The sequence below is a fragment of the Clostridium sp. UBA7791 genome, from assembly GCF_002480755.1.
Classification (GTDB): Bacteria; Bacillota; Clostridia; order Clostridiales; family Clostridiaceae; genus Clostridium_J; species Clostridium_J sulfidigenes.
This window is the reverse complement of sequence record NZ_DLCT01000005.1, coordinates 632,926-648,962: the sequence shown is the minus strand read 5'-3', so window position 1 is coordinate 648,962 and position 16,037 is coordinate 632,926. Positions and strand designations below refer to the sequence as shown.

Sequence of the window (16,037 nt, the reverse complement as noted above, 5' to 3'; positions counted from 1 at the left end):
AAAATCCTTAAATTTTGGACAGCCCTCTACTATTCTAAATTTTATGCACTTAATACTTCTTTAGTAGATACTCTTATATTAGCCACTATACTTATAGTTATAAATGTAAGGCTTTCCGATAATATTGTACCTGCCCAAATTCCATTGGCTCCAAAGACTTTATAAAGTATCATTAGTGAAATTGGCAAGTATATAACAGACCTTAAAAGACAACTTAAATTTGAGTATTTTGGCATCTCTAAGGCTTGGAAATAAACTAATGTATTTAAATTTATTCCAACGGCAAAATAACTTACACTTGCTATTCTAAGTGCTATATATGCAAGATTTGCAATTACAGGATCTGCTGTAAATATACCTATAAGTGCTGGACCAAATATAAAACATATTATAACAGAGAAACCACTAATTATTGTTGAAGATATACATGTTATCTTGAAAAATCCTAGCATTTGTTCTCCATCTTTTTTACCAAAATTATAGCTTATTAGAGGTTGTACTCCTAAAGTCAAGCCATAAAGAACCATATATATATTTGTTGTTATATAGTTAATTATACTATAGGCTGAAATTCCTTTTTCTCCAAGAAACATAACTAAAACAATATTATGTATTAATACCATTATTGAATAACTTCCTTGAGCAAAAAAAGACGGAAATCCTATTAAACAAAATTCTTTTAAATCTCTTTTATTTATTTTTACATTACCAAAGGTTAAATAACCTTTCTTCATAATAAAATGCGGCAATAACACAGATACTGTAATAATTTGACCAAGACCTGTAGCTATTGCAGCTCCCTTTATACCTAATCCAAATTTAAATATAAATATATAATCTAAGATAATATTAGTTACTGCTCCTGCAATTGTTGATATCATGGAAAGCTTTGGCCTTCCATCATTTCTTACAAAACTACTTAGTACTATTCCTATCAAGTTAGGGATACAAAAGATTGCATAAAATCTTAAATATTCCACTGCTAATCCTTTCAAACTAGTTGTTGCTCCTAAAATAGTTACTATTTGTTCTGTGAATATAATACAGGTAATACTTATAATACCGCTAGCTATTAAAAGAAACTTAAATACTTGTCTAAAAATAATTACTGCTCTATCTATATTCTTTGCACCTATGTTTTTAGACACTAAAGTTCCTCCACCTATGGCAAACATTGAAGCAAGTCCAAATAACATAACTGTAAAGGGAAGTACAATATTTACTGATGCCAATGCTAAATCACCAACACCTTGACCAACAAATATTCCATCTACTACTGTATATAAAGATGATATGAACATGGCAAGGGCAGAAGGCACTGCATATTTAAAAAACTCTTTCAATCTATTCTCTTTTTCCATACTTTATTCTCCTTTGTTTTTTATACTACCTTATACATAATAAAGTCTATCCTTAGTATAGAGTCAATAGTTTTTTCATATATATCCATAAATTATATATCTATCTAATGAATAGCTTGTTATTATCTTTAGAAAAGACTGCAGTAAAGAAAAAAATTTCATAAATAATCAAAGAATATTAGTAAACAGCATATATTATAATCACTTATCATTTAATATGAAAAAATGCATTAGTGAACTTTAATATAGTTGATAATTTTCTAAACACATAATAGCAATTTTTATATTGCAATAAAAAATAAAGATGATTTCAAAGTACATAATTACTTTAAAATCATCTTTATTTACTATAATAACCTAAAAAATCTTAATATATTTAAATTCACTTTCCAATATTCCAGGTATAATTTTTCTTATAATTCTTTTTCAAGCATAGCCAAAAGTTCATCAAATCTATTAATAGTATCTTCTAAAGGCTTTGGTGTAGTCATATCTACCCCAGCTTTTTTTAGTATTTCAATTGGATAGTCACTACATCCAGCTTTTAAGAAGCCTTTATATTTTTCAACTGCCTCTTCCCCTTCATTAAGAATTTTTTCATAGAAAGAGTTAGCTGCTGCAAAACCTGTTACATATTGATATACATAGAAATCTCTATAAAAATGAGGAATCCTTGCCCATTCAATGTCAATTTCACTATCCACTACCATAGTATCTCCAAAGTAGTTAACATTTAAGTCATGATAAATCTTGCATAAATCATCACTAGATAAAGCTTCCCCCTGCTCCATTTTTTCATGGACAATCATTTCAAACTCTGCAAACATGGTCTGTCTGAATACAGTAGTTCTAATTCCTTCAAGTTGTTGATTTATTAAATATAGTCTTTTAGCTTTATCTTTTTCATTTTTTATTAAATAGTCTATCAATAAACACTCATTAGTAGTAGATGCAACTTCAGCACAGAATAATTCATAATCAGCATAGGTATATGGTTGATTATTTCTTGAATAATAGGAGTGTATGCTATGCCCCATTTCATGAATTAAAGTAGATACATCATTCACTTGATTTTTATAGTTTAATAAGATATATGGCATAGAGGTATAGCTACCACTAGAGTAAGCTCCTCCTCTTTTTCCCTTGTTCTCATAAACATCAATCCAACCTTCTTTAACACCTTTACTAAAGATATCAATGTACTCTTTCCCCATTGGATCTAGAGCTTTTTCACAAAGAGCTACTCCTTCTTCAAAAGCTATATTAAACTTTGGTGCATCAATAATTGGCACATATAAATCATACATATGAATTTCATCTAAGTTAAGTAATTTCTTTTTTAACTCTACATATCTGTGAAGAGAATCTATTCTTTTATTCACTGTGTTTACTACATTTTTATATACTTCCACAGGAATTTTATTAGGTTTTAAAGATGCTTCAAGACAAGAGTTATATTTTCTAATTTTACTTTCAAAAATAAAGTTCTTAACAGAAGCAGTATACGAAGTTGACACGGTATTTTCATAATTCTTATAAGTTTTAAATAGCACCTCAAAGGCTTCTTTTCTGACTTTTCTGTCTTTACTTGTGATAAATACTGAATAATTTGAAGCTGTAAGCTCTACTTCGTTACCCTCTTCATCCTTTATTTTTGGAAAAGTTATATCAGCATTAGTAAGCATAGTGAATATATTACTTGGCGCACTTAGACAATCACTAACATTTGCTAATATATTCTCTTCTGCTTCACTTAAAATATGAGGTTTACCTTCAAATATATTTGTAATATATCTTTCATAATGTTTTAATCCAGAAGTATTTTCTATAAGCTTCTTAATATCTTCCACTTCCATAGTTAACAGTTCTGGAAGGAAAAATGAAATTAATCCACTAAATTCAGCTCCAAAAGTAGATATTTTATCCATCATAACTTGATATTTAGAATTAGATTTATTTTCATCACTTCTTAAGTGAGCATATACTACTAAATCCTCATATAAACTTGCCATCTCTTCATATTGATGTAAGTAATCTAATAGTTTAGCTCCTATACTAAGGTGTCCCTTAAATTCTAAAAGACTTGGAGATTTTTCCTTTAATTTTTTAAAATCTTCTTCCCACTTTTCATCAGTGGCGTACATTTTATCTACTTTCCATTTATATTTTTCTTCGACTTCTTCTCTTGTCTTTATCTTTTCCATTGTTACCATATTGCACCTCCATATTACTATTTAATGATAAAATTTTCCTTAATCACTATTATACCCTAATACATATTTTTTTGTAAAATATCTACTTCTTTTTACATAAGCCTCTAGTGTTTTCAATAACAGCTGCTCTAATTTTCTCCTTTATGTATGGATTGTTATATATATGATCAGAGTTAAATTTACAACTATTCATTAATGAAATAAAAGTAATTCTTCTATTTCCTTTATTTAATCTAGCTATGGCTCTATCTATTTTTTTATCTATAGCTTGAATTTCCTTTTCAAACTTTATTTTTTCTAAAATATATCCTCTTAATTCAGGATACTTAAAAACAGTAATATTAGTAATATCAGCTACCTTTACTACACTGGCAAAAACTAATCTATCTTCCTTAGAAATTATAGCTTTGATTGCTTCATCTATGTCTAATTTATACTTACTTAAATTATCTGCATTCTCCACATCATTATAAAATTCATTATCTTTAGTTATGTAGTTTTCCATCTTAAGCTCCTTTTTAATCCTCTTATGTGTTTGCTCTTTAACTTATCATACTAATAAAAAGAACTAACAATATAGCTATTAAATCTTCATATTTTAGCATGTTTTTAATGCTCTACTTAAATGACAAACCCCTGAAACCCGCATGAACAGAACAACTATTTAAATAGTTATATATTTATATAGTTACCTATTTAAATAGGTATATTTTAAAATAGATTCATATTTAAATAGCTTAAATTATCATTACTAATAATCATTATAACTTATTTTATTAATACTTTAAAACCTGAATTTAATTGTAAGCTTAATATAAAAGGATATCTTAGCTTATTAACTTTAATAGCTTTAAGATATCCTTTTTATTTTGTCCGATGACTACCAGCTCTAATACTCCCATCTTCTTCAAAGTGGGAGTAAAGAGCAGTTACGTCCCTGGATAACGATTTCTAAGCTTCATTGGGAGTTAATACTCCCTTTGAAGCAAAGAACTCTGTTTATTAATTTTGATTTCCCTCATTTATATTATAATCTTACTTGCAAGGCAAATTTTTTTCACCCCATAAAACCATTTGCTCAATAGTTGGGAGTAAGGATTTCCCCTTAGGTGTAAGATAATAAACTGACTCTACTTGATTGTTATTTATCTCTTTTTCATTATCTATGATCTCGCTATTTATAAGAATTTCTAGCTGCTGAGATAGCATTTTCTTGCTACAGCCCTTCATTCGACGATTTAATTCTCCAAATCTTTTACTATCCTTACTTAGTGACCAAATTATATTAGCTACCCACTTCTTGCCTAAAATATTTGCTAAAGCTTCTACTGGGCAGTGATATTCTTCATTATTTGCTACAAACATAACTTCTCTCCTTTAGTATATACCTCTAAAAACTTTTATATAATTAAATAAGTATACGCTACTAAGTCTATATTATACCTGTATCATTTTTCTTTAGCTACTCTTAATACACTTTTTTCACTAATTATTAATAGTTTTATCTATTTCTTAATCCTCTCTATCATAGCCTCTAAAAATTCTTCATTGACTATACCAATTCTTTCCATAGTAATGAATCCTTCCTTATCGATAAAAACAGTTCTTGGTATACTTGCAACATTGTATTTATTAGCAAAATCTAAATCCTTATCATATAAAGTGAGCATATCATATTCATTATCTACCATGAACTTTTTAGCACTTTCTGCAGTTTCTCTTTGTCCATCTGTCATATTTATCATTAATATTTTAACATTGTCTCCATATTTATTATTTGCTTCTTTGAATAGCGGCATTTCACTCTGGCAAGGTCCACACCAACTAGCCCAATAGTTTAGTACCACTGGTGTGCCCTTGTAATCTGATAGTTTAACTTCCTTTCCATCTTCATCATATACTGTAAAATCTACAGCTTTGGCCTTTGTATCCTCTGTCTTACCTTCCTCACCAGTGATAAGACTATCACTTATTCCTTTATTGTTATTTTTCTCATTTTCATTATATCGAGATGATAGTTCATTATATCCTAGATAAACTAATATAAAAAATATAATGAAACCTATAATCCATATAATTATATTCTTATTTTTCATAACTGCCTCCTAAAAACTTAAAATTGAAAGTATTTTATTTAAATATCCTGTCATCATTGCAATTCCAATAACTACAAGAATTAGTCCAGAAATCCTATTAATTATTTTATAATTTCTTTTTATAAAATCTAAGGTTTCCTTTAGCTTCCCTATCAAAATAGCAGATATAATAAAAGGGATTCCTAATCCTATACTATAAATAAATAGCATTAAAGTGCCCTTTAAAACTTGCTGACTATTAGCAGCAATCATCAGGGCTGATCCTAAAAATGTACCTACACATGGCGTCCATCCGATGGCAAAAACTACTCCAAATAAGATTGAAGAAATAAATTTTAGAGACTTAATCTTCATATCCATCTTAAAACTTCTCTCTAAAAATGAAATTCTAAGTAAACCCATGTAGTTTAGACCAAATATAACTATTATTGTTCCACCTATTATATTAAGTAGTGTATAGTAATTTCTAATAAAGCTTCCAAAAGTCCCTGCTAAGGTTCCTAACAGTGTAAATATTATTGTAAAACCAATTACAAATCCTAAAGCATTTATTAAAGTATTATTTTTCTTTCCATCTTCTAAATTATTATCTCCCGCAAAGTAAGAAATATATATAGGCAACATTGGTAAAATACATGGAGATATGAAGGTTATAATTCCTTCTAAAAATAATAAAATATATTCCATATCTTACTCCTTTCAAAGTTATTTACACTAAATATATCAATATACACTTAACCTTTCAATTGGTCACCTTTTAGTAACCTTTATTATGATATACCTATATGTAATAATTAATTCTTAATAATGTTAAACTTTATAAATTCATTGAAACATATTAAATAAACCTAAATACACTAATATTAAGTAATGAATAGGAGAGTATTTATGAGTGATTTCAAAGAATCTTGCGTAGATTTATATCCAGCTCTAACAAATACACAAAAAGGAAGCCTATATGGATATATTAATTCTAAAGGAAATTTTATTATATCACCTAGCTTTTCTACAGCATCAAGCTTCAATGAAAATAGATTAGCTATAGTTTGCAAATATAATAATTGTGGGGTTATTAACATTAATGGGGAATATGTAATTCCACCTATATATAATTCTATAGAACCCTTTGTTGAATCTAGAGCTGTATATGTACAAGGAGACATTATGGGTGTTATAGATGAAGGTGGAAAAATAATTACTAAAAATCCGTATACCTTTATCTCTAGCTATAGTGATTCTCTAGCCCTTGTTAGTATTAAAACTTCTTCAGATGACCAACTATATGGTTATATAGATATGGATGGTAATGAAGTACTACCACCAAATTATTTGGAAGGTAGTGACTTTAAAAATAACTATGCACTAGTTAAATCTCGTGATGGTACCTATCAAGTAATTGATAAAAGTGGAACTATTATTACAACCTTTCCTTATAAATTTGTAGGTAATTATAATGAAGGTGTATTTACTTTTTCCGAAAGTCTAGGAGGGCTTATTGGTTATGTAGACATATATGGTCGTGTTCTTATAAAGCCTAAATTTACATCTGCTTCTCCTGTAAATGATGGATACATGGTAGTAAGCACCGCACCTAATTATAAAGGTAATTATGGAGTTGTAACTTTATCTGATCATATTCTATATCCTTTCATTTATGACGACATAAGATATGTTGGAGATAATAGATTTGCCCTAGGCATTTATCGTGGTAATAATGTTAATACTTCTTTTAATAGTATCTACGCGTTAGGAGACAACAAGGGCAATACCCTTACAGATTTTAAATTTTTAGATATTCAAAAATTTAAAAATGGATTAGCCTCTGCTTATAATCTTGAAAATAGTTTCTTTATAGACCTTAGTGGTAGAATTGTTAGAAACTTACCTGTAGTTAAAGGAACTGGCACCTTAGAGCTTCAATGTGACATTGTTTATGCCGATATAGACTATATTCCTTATTACCTGAATACGAAGGGTGATATAATCTATAAACCCAATAATCGAATTAAATTAAATGATGAATATACTATACTAAAACTAAAATATAAGCCTAATGTAGATTATTTAGTATATTATCCTCAAATTAATCAGTCTACTCCATCTACAGTAATTGAAAACATCAATTCAAAATTAAGGGAATTGTGTGCTCTTAAGATAGTTGATCGTAATGAAGTTTTAGATTATAATCTCTATGGAAATTTTGAAACTTTATTCTTTAAAAAAGACTTATATATTCCAGAAATAAATACCTATTATTATCCTTTTGGCGCTGCTCATGGAATGACAGCTAGAAGCACACCAAATATTAACTTAAAAACTGGAGAGTTTTATTCCTTATCAGATTTATTTGATTGTACTACTCGTTGGATAGATGAAATAAATAAAATCATAGAAAATATGATAGAAACTGACCCTCAATATTCTTATGTATATGAAGATGGCTTTAAAGGTATTACTAGTAACCAGAATTTTTATGTAGATGAAGATAATCTATATATATATTTTGCACCTTATGAGATTGCACCTTATGCTGCTGGTTTTGTTACCTTCAAAATTCCTTTTGCAGATATAGATTCTCTACTTTGTAAAAAGGGAAGTTTTTATAACTCATTTAATTGATAAATAAGGGTGTCTCCAAAGCCTTACCTTAAGTTTATTTTAGTAAACTTATACTTTGGAGACACCCTTTCATATCCTTAAATTTTAATGTTTATATTAATATTTATCAGTTCCTGTATATATGAATATAGCATCCCTTAAAAAAGCTGCCATTCCTGGTTGTTTAGCATCATAATATGCTGTAAATCTTTCATCATCCACATACATTTGGGCAAGTCCTGCATGGGCTTCTTTACTGTAACTGCTCCAGTAATATTCTATCCATTTGCGATGTAATTCTGCTGTTTTCTGAGCTAGTTCTCCAGCTGGATTACCTGTTTTAAAAGCTGCTGATAAAGTATTCATAATTTCTTCTGCCAGGTTTGTTACTTCCTCATATTCTTTTTCTGACATATCTTTTACTTTTGCATTAGATTTATTTACTTCCTCATCACCATATTTTCCTCTTATTTCTTTACCGTATTTCTTCTCATTTTTATCTATTAGTTTTTGTTTGAACCCTTCAAACTTTTCTTTATTACTCATCTTAATTCCTCCTTTTTTGTTAGCTATGGTCTTTTCAACATTAGCTATTAACAAATCTATTTGTTTTCTTTTTTCAAGGAGTTTAAGGCGATGTTCTATAAGTGCATTAATCCCATCAAAGGAAGGTTCATTTATTATATTTTTTATATCTATTAAACTAACCCCTAATTCTCTATAAAACAGTATTTGTTGCAGTCTATCAAGTTCTGCTTGCCCATAAATTCTATATCCTGATGAATTAATTCTTGCCGGCTTAAGAATTCCTATTTCATCATAGTATCTAAGGGTTCTTGTACTTATCCCTGCTAACTTACCTAAATTTTGCACTGTATATTCCATATTCTCACTCCTCCTAATATTCAATATACAGCTTTACGTAACGTGAATGTCAACAGTTTTATTAAAATTATTCCCCTTATAATTTTAATATACTTATCCCATGTCTTTCTTCTAGTTTATGTTGGAAATTATAGTGATAGAGTATTTTTATAATTCACTTACTTTACTATAGCTTACTTTTTCTTCAACTAACTTGTATACAGTTCCAAGTATTATACCAATTAGTGCTGGCACCACCCATCCTAATCCTTTAGAATAGAGCGGTAACTTGCTAAATAAATTCACAATAAAGTTCCATTGTATTCCAACTTGTCCTAATGCATCAGCTACACTTACAATTCCCGTAAACAATATTGTTAATCCATATACCACTGTACTTCCATTAAAAAACTTATCTAGCATTGCAAGGACTATAAGCATTATTGCTATTGGATAAATTGCATTTAATACTGGTACTGATATAGCAAGAATTTTTGTTAATCCCATATTGGCAAGAATCATACTGGAAAGTGATAATATTCTAACCCAATTTTTATATGATAATTTACTATTTAATGCAGAAAAGTATTGACTACAGGAAGTTATAAGTCCAACACAGGTTGTAAGACAAGCTAATGTAAATATCACTGCTAACAGTACAGCACCTGGTTTTCCAAATATATAAGTCATGATATTTGTTAAAGTTTGTGCTCCATTTTCAGTAGTTCCAAATCTTCCTCCACTAGTTGCTCCTAGATGTGCCAGTATAGAATAAACTACTATTAATAATCCACCTGCGCCTACACCAGCCTTTACAGATGTAGAGATAATTGCTTTTTCATCCTTAATTCCTTTAGATTTTATAGCTAAAGCTATAACTATTCCAAAATTTAAAGCGGCTATGGTATCCATAGTTAAGTATCCATCTAAAAAGCCTTTAACAAAAGGTGAATTTACATACTCTTCTGTGGCTACCCCATAACTACCTAATGGTCTGAAAATTGATGCTATAAAAATTAGTGAAATTAGTACTAATAGGATTGGTGTCAAAAACTTACCCATACGATCCACTAATTTAGCAGGGGTTAATGAAAGCCAATAAGCCACTGAAAAGAATAATAAAGTAAATATAAAAAGTGTCCAGATTTTTGATATACTTTCTGGCAAATATGGTGCTACAGCCATTTCAAAAGGTAAACTTCCAGCTCTTGGAATACCTAAACAAGGTCCAATAGATAAATATATAAGTACTGTAAATATACCTGCAAATAACGGATTAACTCTTTTTGCCAAATTATGTAGTCCCCCTGATTTCGCCACTGCAACTACTCCTAAAATAGGAAATCCTACTGCTGTTACAAAAAATCCTGCCATAGAAATCCAAGTTGCTCCCCCTGCTAATTGTCCTAGAAATGGTGGAAATATTAAATTTCCGGCTCCAAAGAATAATGAGAAAAGCATTAAGCTTATTAATACTAAATCTTTTTTTGATAAGTTGTTCATTTTTATTCCCCCTCGTTTATGCTGTGAATTTTCTACTAGCTAATAATATCACCTTGTATATCCATAATATTCCCCCTTTTCAGTTTATTAGTGCCTTGCTTCCCTTCTTTTAGCACTGATATACATCCAAAAGATCTTCTATGTCTTTGCTTACTTACATTTTTAATTCTAATGTAAAATAAAAAACCCGTCCCTTGAAAAACAAGGGACGGGTTAAACCGCGTTACCACCCTAATTCTGTAAACAAATCTAAAAACAATACATTAATAGATTCAATTACAACACTTAGATACGTATCTAACAATACGCTTTTCTTTTAACGGTGAAAGACTCCGGCAAAACCTACTAAAATATTTCGGCGTTGCTTCTCAGAGATGATTTTCAGTTGTATATTGAACATTGACTTTCAGCAAAATGCCAACTCTCTTTGGAACAAAAATACTACTTACTTTTTCTCTTCATAGAATTTCTTGAATTTATATGCTATTAATATTATATGCATATTGAACTTCTGTCAATACTTTTTAATATTTTTTAATTATTTTTAATTTAGCCTATTACATATTCCCTATATTTTTCATAATCTATATTGGAACACTCAATAGATAACTCAGTACCATCATTTCTATATTTTCTATCTATAACTCTTGCATTATCATTTAAATAAGATAACAAATTTCCTTTATCATAAGGTATAAACATATTACAATTTATATAATTATTAAATACCTTATTAGATATAGTTTCTACAAGTTTATCTATACCTAAATTTTTCTTTGCTGATATATAAACTCCATTTTTTTCAGTTAAATAATAATCTACTAAGTCAATCTTATTATAAACATAAATCATAGGAACTGATTCTGCTCCTATCTCTTTTAATGTTTCATTTGTTACTTTAAGATGATGTTTATAATCTGGATTAGAAATATCTACAACATGGAGTAATAAGTCAGCTTCACAAACTTCCTCTAGGGTAGATCTGAAAGCCTTTATTAAATTGTGTGGTAAGTTACTTACAAACCCTACTGTATCTGACAATAAAAATTTTTTATTATCATCTAACTTTATGCTTCTTATAGACGTTTCTAAGGTTGCAAACAGCATATCTTTTTCAAAAACCTTTTTTTCTTCACTATCTTTAAATGTATCTATCATACTATTCATAATTGATGATTTCCCTGCATTAGTATATCCAACTAAGGCTATTTGGGGCACACTAGACTTTCTTCTTAAGTTACGCTGTGTTTCTCTTTGATGTTTTAACTCTTCAAGTTCCTTGTTTAAGGCAGCTATTTGGGCCTCAATCTTTCTGCGATCAAGCTCTAATTTTTTTTCTCCAGCACCTTTGTTTTTTGTTCCTACACCTCCACTTTGACGACCTAAATTTTCATTAGCCCCAATTAGTCTTGGTAATAAATACTGAAGTCTTGCTACCTCTACCTGAAGTTTTGCTTCTCTAGTTTTTGCTCTTTCAGCAAATATACTTATTATTAGTGCAGTTCTATCAATAACTTCACATTCAATAGCCTTTTCTATATTTCTTAATTGTGATGACGATAGCTCATTATTAAAAATTACTATGTCTACTTCTTCACTATTTACTAATGATTTTAATTCATCTAGCTTTCCACTTCCAATATAATGTGCCTTATTGATTTGTTTTGAATTTTGTACAAGCTCTCCTATAGCTTCAATATCACAGGCCATACATAAATTCTTAAGTTCAACCATAGATTCTTCAAATCCATTTTCATTATTTATATTTATTCCTACTACTATTCCTTTTCTTTCCATTTCCATAATCTCCTTTAATCATACTATTTAAGCTACTATAGTACGGATTCATGATTATAGAATTTTAACTTTAAAGTTTACTTCTTTAAAGAAATCTCCATGATATATACGGAGTAAATTCTACTATCTAAATCATATGTTTAGATAGCCACATTTAAGGCAACTCATAAATCCACCTTTTAGCCTCTTAATCTAACACTAAAAATTCCACTCTTAATTCTCATCTTACACGCCTCCATAACCTTGAATTATTTAATAAAAAAATACCTTGGCATAGAAAATTATCCATTTCTCTGCTCAAGGTATTATAATTACTTAAATAAAATATTATAAATTACATAAATAAAGCCTTAAATAACCCTATTATTATAAGCAGTATGGATTTTATTAAATTTCTTTAAAACTATAAATAATTTTTTCATTTCATACCGCTCCTTTTCTTTGTAATCATTTACCAATAATATAGCATACATTACTTAAGTTGTAAACATTATAATAAATTATTTTATTTCTTAGGTCTACAAAATTTATATTTTATATTTCTTACTGATAATCATTTTAATGAATTATTAATTGCAAATCACTTTCATTTTATGTATAATACATGTTAAATAACCATAAACTTACCTAGAGGAGGTAATAAAATGTCTGTATATCAAATAACTTATTATATAGCTGAAACTCATAATCATGAATGTGATCATGATCACCAGCATGATGAGAATTGCAACCACGACCATCATCACCACCATAGTAATCTTCCTAGAAAAATTAAATCTTTAGGGTCTTGGGCAAACATTATGCCAACCACATTTCTTTTACATACTGAAATGAATTCTAAGGATATAAAGCTAGCTTTAGATGAAGTAAAAGAAGATAATGAAATATTTTTCATTTCTCAAGTTACTTTGGATAATGATGGTTCTATGCATCCAGGTGCCTTAGCTTGGATTGAATCTCGTCTTAAGTAAAAGAAATATATACTAAATTAAGAGGTCCACTAGAATATTAATTTTAGTGAACCTCTTTTAATAGTTACATATTGGGCTTAATTATATATTTATTTTTTCAATTACATTTCCATGAACATTTTCATATCATCTTCTACGTTAGTTATTCCACCTATTCCAAAGTTTTCAACTAAAACATTAGCTACATTTGGAGATAGGAATGCTGGAAGCGTTGGTCCTAAGTGAATGTTTTTTACTCCTAAGTGTAGTAGAGATAATAAAACTATTACAGCCTTTTGCTCATACCATGCAATGTTAAATGCTATTGGTAATTCATTTATATCTTCTAACTCAAATACTTCTTTTAATTTTAAAGCAATTAATGCTAGTGAGTATGAATCATTACATTGACCTGCATCAAGTACTCTTGGAATTCCTCCAATATCACCTAAGTCTAACTTGTTATATTTATATTTCGCACATCCTGCAGTTAAGATTACCGTATCTTGTGGTAATGCCTTTGCAAAGTCAGTGTAGTATTCTCTTTTATTTTGTCTACCATCACAACCTGCCATCACAAAGAATTTCTTTATAGCTCCAGTTTTTACTGCTTCTACAATTTTATCAGCCAAGGCTAATACTTGATTGTGTGCAAAGCCTCCAATGATTTCACCATGTTCAATTTCTATTGGAGCTTCACAAGTTTTAGCTAATTCTATCAATGCTGAAAAATCTTTATTTCCTTTTTCATCAGCTGCAATATGTGTACATCCTGTATATCCTGCAGCACCTGTAGTAAACACTCTTGCTTTGTAGCTATCTTTAGGTGGTACTATACAGTTTGTAGTCATAAGAATTGGTCCATTAAAGCTCTCAAATTCTTCTGTTTGCTTCCACCATGCATTTCCATAGTTTCCTATGAAGTGTGAGTACTTTTTAAATGCTGGATAGTAGTGAGCTGGTAACATCTCTGAGTGAGTGTATACATCTACTCCTGTACCCTCTGTTTGAATTAATAATTGCTCTAAGTCTTTTAAGTCGTGTCCAGACACAAGAATTCCAGGCTTATTACTTACTCCAATATTTACTTTTGTAATTTCTGGATGTCCATAGCTTTCAGTATTAGCTTTATCAAGTAATGCCATACCGTCTACTCCAACTTTACCAGTTTCTAATGTTAATGCTATATATTCATCTATTGTTATCTTATTATCTGCTGTTGCAGCTAAAGCTTTTTGCATAAATGCACATATGGCTTCATCATCATATCCTAATGCATTAGCATGTTTAACATATGCAGCTAATCCTTTCAATCCATAAGTTATCATTTCTCTTAAACTTCTAATATCTTCATTATCAGTAGACAGTACTCCTACTAAACCAGCTTTACTATACATTTCAGCTTCTGTTTTAGCTGTCCATAATGCAGCGTCACTTAAATCTTCTTTATTGCTTAATTTTGAAAGTAATTCTTCCTTAAGATTTAAAGTTTCTTTAACCATTTTATAGAATACCGCGTCATCAAAATTTGCATTTGTAATTGTAGTGAAAAGATTCATAGTCACAGCTCTATTTATTATATTAGAAACAGTTACTCCTTCTTCCCTAGCTCTTGTAGCTACTTCTGATAATCCTCTTGAACTGTATATTAATAAGTCTTGAAGTTTTGCAAGATCAGGAGTCTTACCACAAACTCCTCTTACAGTACATCCGCTGCAACCAGCTGCTTCTTGACATTGAAAACAAAACATCTTATTCTCCATATTTAACTCCCCTTTATTTCTTAATAATATTTTTTACTTTGTTGATTTAATAATTGAATTCATTTGAACTATGGTCTTATTGTACATAAAATAAATGCAGGAGTCCGTAACCTATGTTACGAACTCCTGTGATAATATATTTTTTTAAATGTTTTTATTTACATTGTTTGTATTCCATATTTATTAATACTTATCTTTTATATAATGTTTAATTAAACATTTCTTCTTCTAAAGCTTCTATATCTAATATTTTTATATTGCTTCTATCAAAATCTATATATCCCATATCCCTAAGATTTATTAGCTCCCTTGACAATGATGGTCTTGGTATTCCTAAAGCTGCAGCAATACTTTCTTTACTTTCTTTTAATTTAATTGTACTATTCTTCTGTAGTTTCATAGCTTCTAATATGTAATTTATAACTCTATGCCTTATATTCTTAAAAGATATATTTTTAATTTTAGAATTTAGCATTAGCACTTTATTACTAAGAAGTTCTAAAAAATTCTCAAGAATTCTTTTTTCTCTTGAAAATAGTTCTAACATATCTACCTTATCAATGTATAATATACTGCATTGATTTAGTGCAATAACTGTTGCTGGATAATTCTCTTGCTTTGAAAATATTATGGCTTCTCCAAATACATCACCAAGGGTAAGTTTATTTAAAACTATATATTTACCACTTGGATATATCCTTTGAAGTTCAATGGTTCCTTCTAATATAAGTCCTATAGTACTGCATTCTTCTTCTTCATGGGCAATAATTTCCCCTTTATCATATTTATTAATATGATATTTTGTTTCCTCATAAATTTTTTTTAGATTCTCAGAATCAATTCCTTTAAAAAGGAAATTGTTTTGTAGTAATTTTAATATATCTTTCATTAT

Annotated in this window: 13 protein-coding genes and 1 other annotated feature; of the genes, 2 read left to right on the top strand and 11 right to left on the bottom strand. The window is 29.1% G+C overall.

What is annotated here, in order from left to right; genetic code table 11:
- Positions 1-41: 41 nt before the first annotated feature.
- The 6 genes from B3Z56_RS08485 to B3Z56_RS08460 form a co-directional block, all read right to left on the bottom strand.
- Positions 42-1,361, bottom strand: coding sequence for an MATE family efflux transporter (locus tag B3Z56_RS08485; protein ID WP_346848283.1), 1,320 nt, complete (start codon positions 1,359-1,361; stop codon positions 42-44).
- 413 nt (positions 1,362-1,774) lie between these two features.
- Positions 1,775-3,574, bottom strand: coding sequence for an oligoendopeptidase F (pepF, locus tag B3Z56_RS08480; RefSeq protein ID WP_346848282.1), 1,800 nt, complete (start codon positions 3,572-3,574; stop codon positions 1,775-1,777).
- Between the two features lie 82 nt (positions 3,575-3,656).
- Positions 3,657-4,079: a hypothetical protein gene (locus B3Z56_RS08475; RefSeq protein WP_346848281.1), complete on the bottom strand. Its 423-nt coding sequence runs from the start codon at positions 4,077-4,079 to the stop codon at positions 3,657-3,659.
- Between the two features lie 530 nt (positions 4,080-4,609).
- Entirely contained in the window at positions 4,610-4,939 is a 330-nt protein-coding gene (locus B3Z56_RS08470; protein WP_035133205.1) for a winged helix-turn-helix transcriptional regulator, read from the bottom strand.
- Between the two features lie 140 nt (positions 4,940-5,079).
- Entirely contained in the window at positions 5,080-5,670 is a 591-nt protein-coding gene (locus B3Z56_RS08465; protein WP_346878593.1) for a TlpA disulfide reductase family protein, read from the bottom strand.
- Positions 5,671-5,679: 9 nt separating this feature from the next.
- Positions 5,680-6,357, bottom strand: coding sequence for a cytochrome c biogenesis CcdA family protein (locus tag B3Z56_RS08460; RefSeq protein WP_346848279.1), 678 nt, complete (start codon positions 6,355-6,357; stop codon positions 5,680-5,682).
- A 201-nt stretch (positions 6,358-6,558) separates the two neighbouring features.
- Between B3Z56_RS08460 and B3Z56_RS08455 the strand changes: the two genes are divergently transcribed.
- Positions 6,559-8,289 carry a WG repeat-containing protein gene (locus tag B3Z56_RS08455; RefSeq protein WP_346878592.1) on the top strand — a complete coding sequence of 577 codons (1,731 nt, stop codon included), beginning with the start codon at positions 6,559-6,561 and terminating at the stop codon, positions 8,287-8,289.
- Positions 8,290-8,385: 96 nt separating this feature from the next.
- Here B3Z56_RS08455 and B3Z56_RS08450 read toward each other — a convergent pair whose 3' ends face one another.
- From B3Z56_RS08450 to hflX, 3 genes are all read right to left on the bottom strand, one after another.
- Positions 8,386-9,153 (bottom strand): MerR family transcriptional regulator, encoded by a 768-nt coding sequence (locus tag B3Z56_RS08450; protein WP_346848277.1) that lies wholly within the window; start codon positions 9,151-9,153, stop codon positions 8,386-8,388.
- A gap of 147 nt (positions 9,154-9,300) precedes the next feature.
- A complete protein-coding gene (brnQ, locus tag B3Z56_RS08445; protein WP_346878591.1) occupies positions 9,301-10,635 on the bottom strand; it encodes a branched-chain amino acid transport system II carrier protein in 1,335 nt (444 codons plus the stop codon).
- 201 nt (positions 10,636-10,836) lie between these two features.
- Positions 10,837-11,106: a binding site (T-box leader), on the bottom strand.
- A gap of 78 nt (positions 11,107-11,184) precedes the next feature.
- Complete coding sequence (hflX, locus tag B3Z56_RS08440) at positions 11,185-12,432, bottom strand: GTPase HflX (RefSeq protein WP_346878590.1); 1,248 nt, start codon at positions 12,430-12,432, stop codon at positions 11,185-11,187.
- Positions 12,433-13,076: 644 nt separating this feature from the next.
- On the opposite strand from hflX, the gene B3Z56_RS08435 reads away from it, so the two are divergent.
- Complete coding sequence (locus B3Z56_RS08435) at positions 13,077-13,403, top strand: hypothetical protein (protein WP_346876423.1); 327 nt, start codon at positions 13,077-13,079, stop codon at positions 13,401-13,403.
- 101 nt (positions 13,404-13,504) lie between these two features.
- Here B3Z56_RS08435 and hcp read toward each other — a convergent pair whose 3' ends face one another.
- Positions 13,505-15,145, bottom strand: coding sequence for a hydroxylamine reductase (hcp, locus tag B3Z56_RS08430; RefSeq protein ID WP_346878589.1), 1,641 nt, complete (start codon positions 15,143-15,145; stop codon positions 13,505-13,507).
- A gap of 208 nt (positions 15,146-15,353) precedes the next feature.
- On the bottom strand, positions 15,354-16,034 hold the full coding sequence (locus B3Z56_RS08425) for a Crp/Fnr family transcriptional regulator (protein ID WP_346848273.1): 681 nt from the start codon (positions 16,032-16,034) through the stop codon (positions 15,354-15,356).
- Positions 16,035-16,037 lie beyond the last annotated feature (3 nt).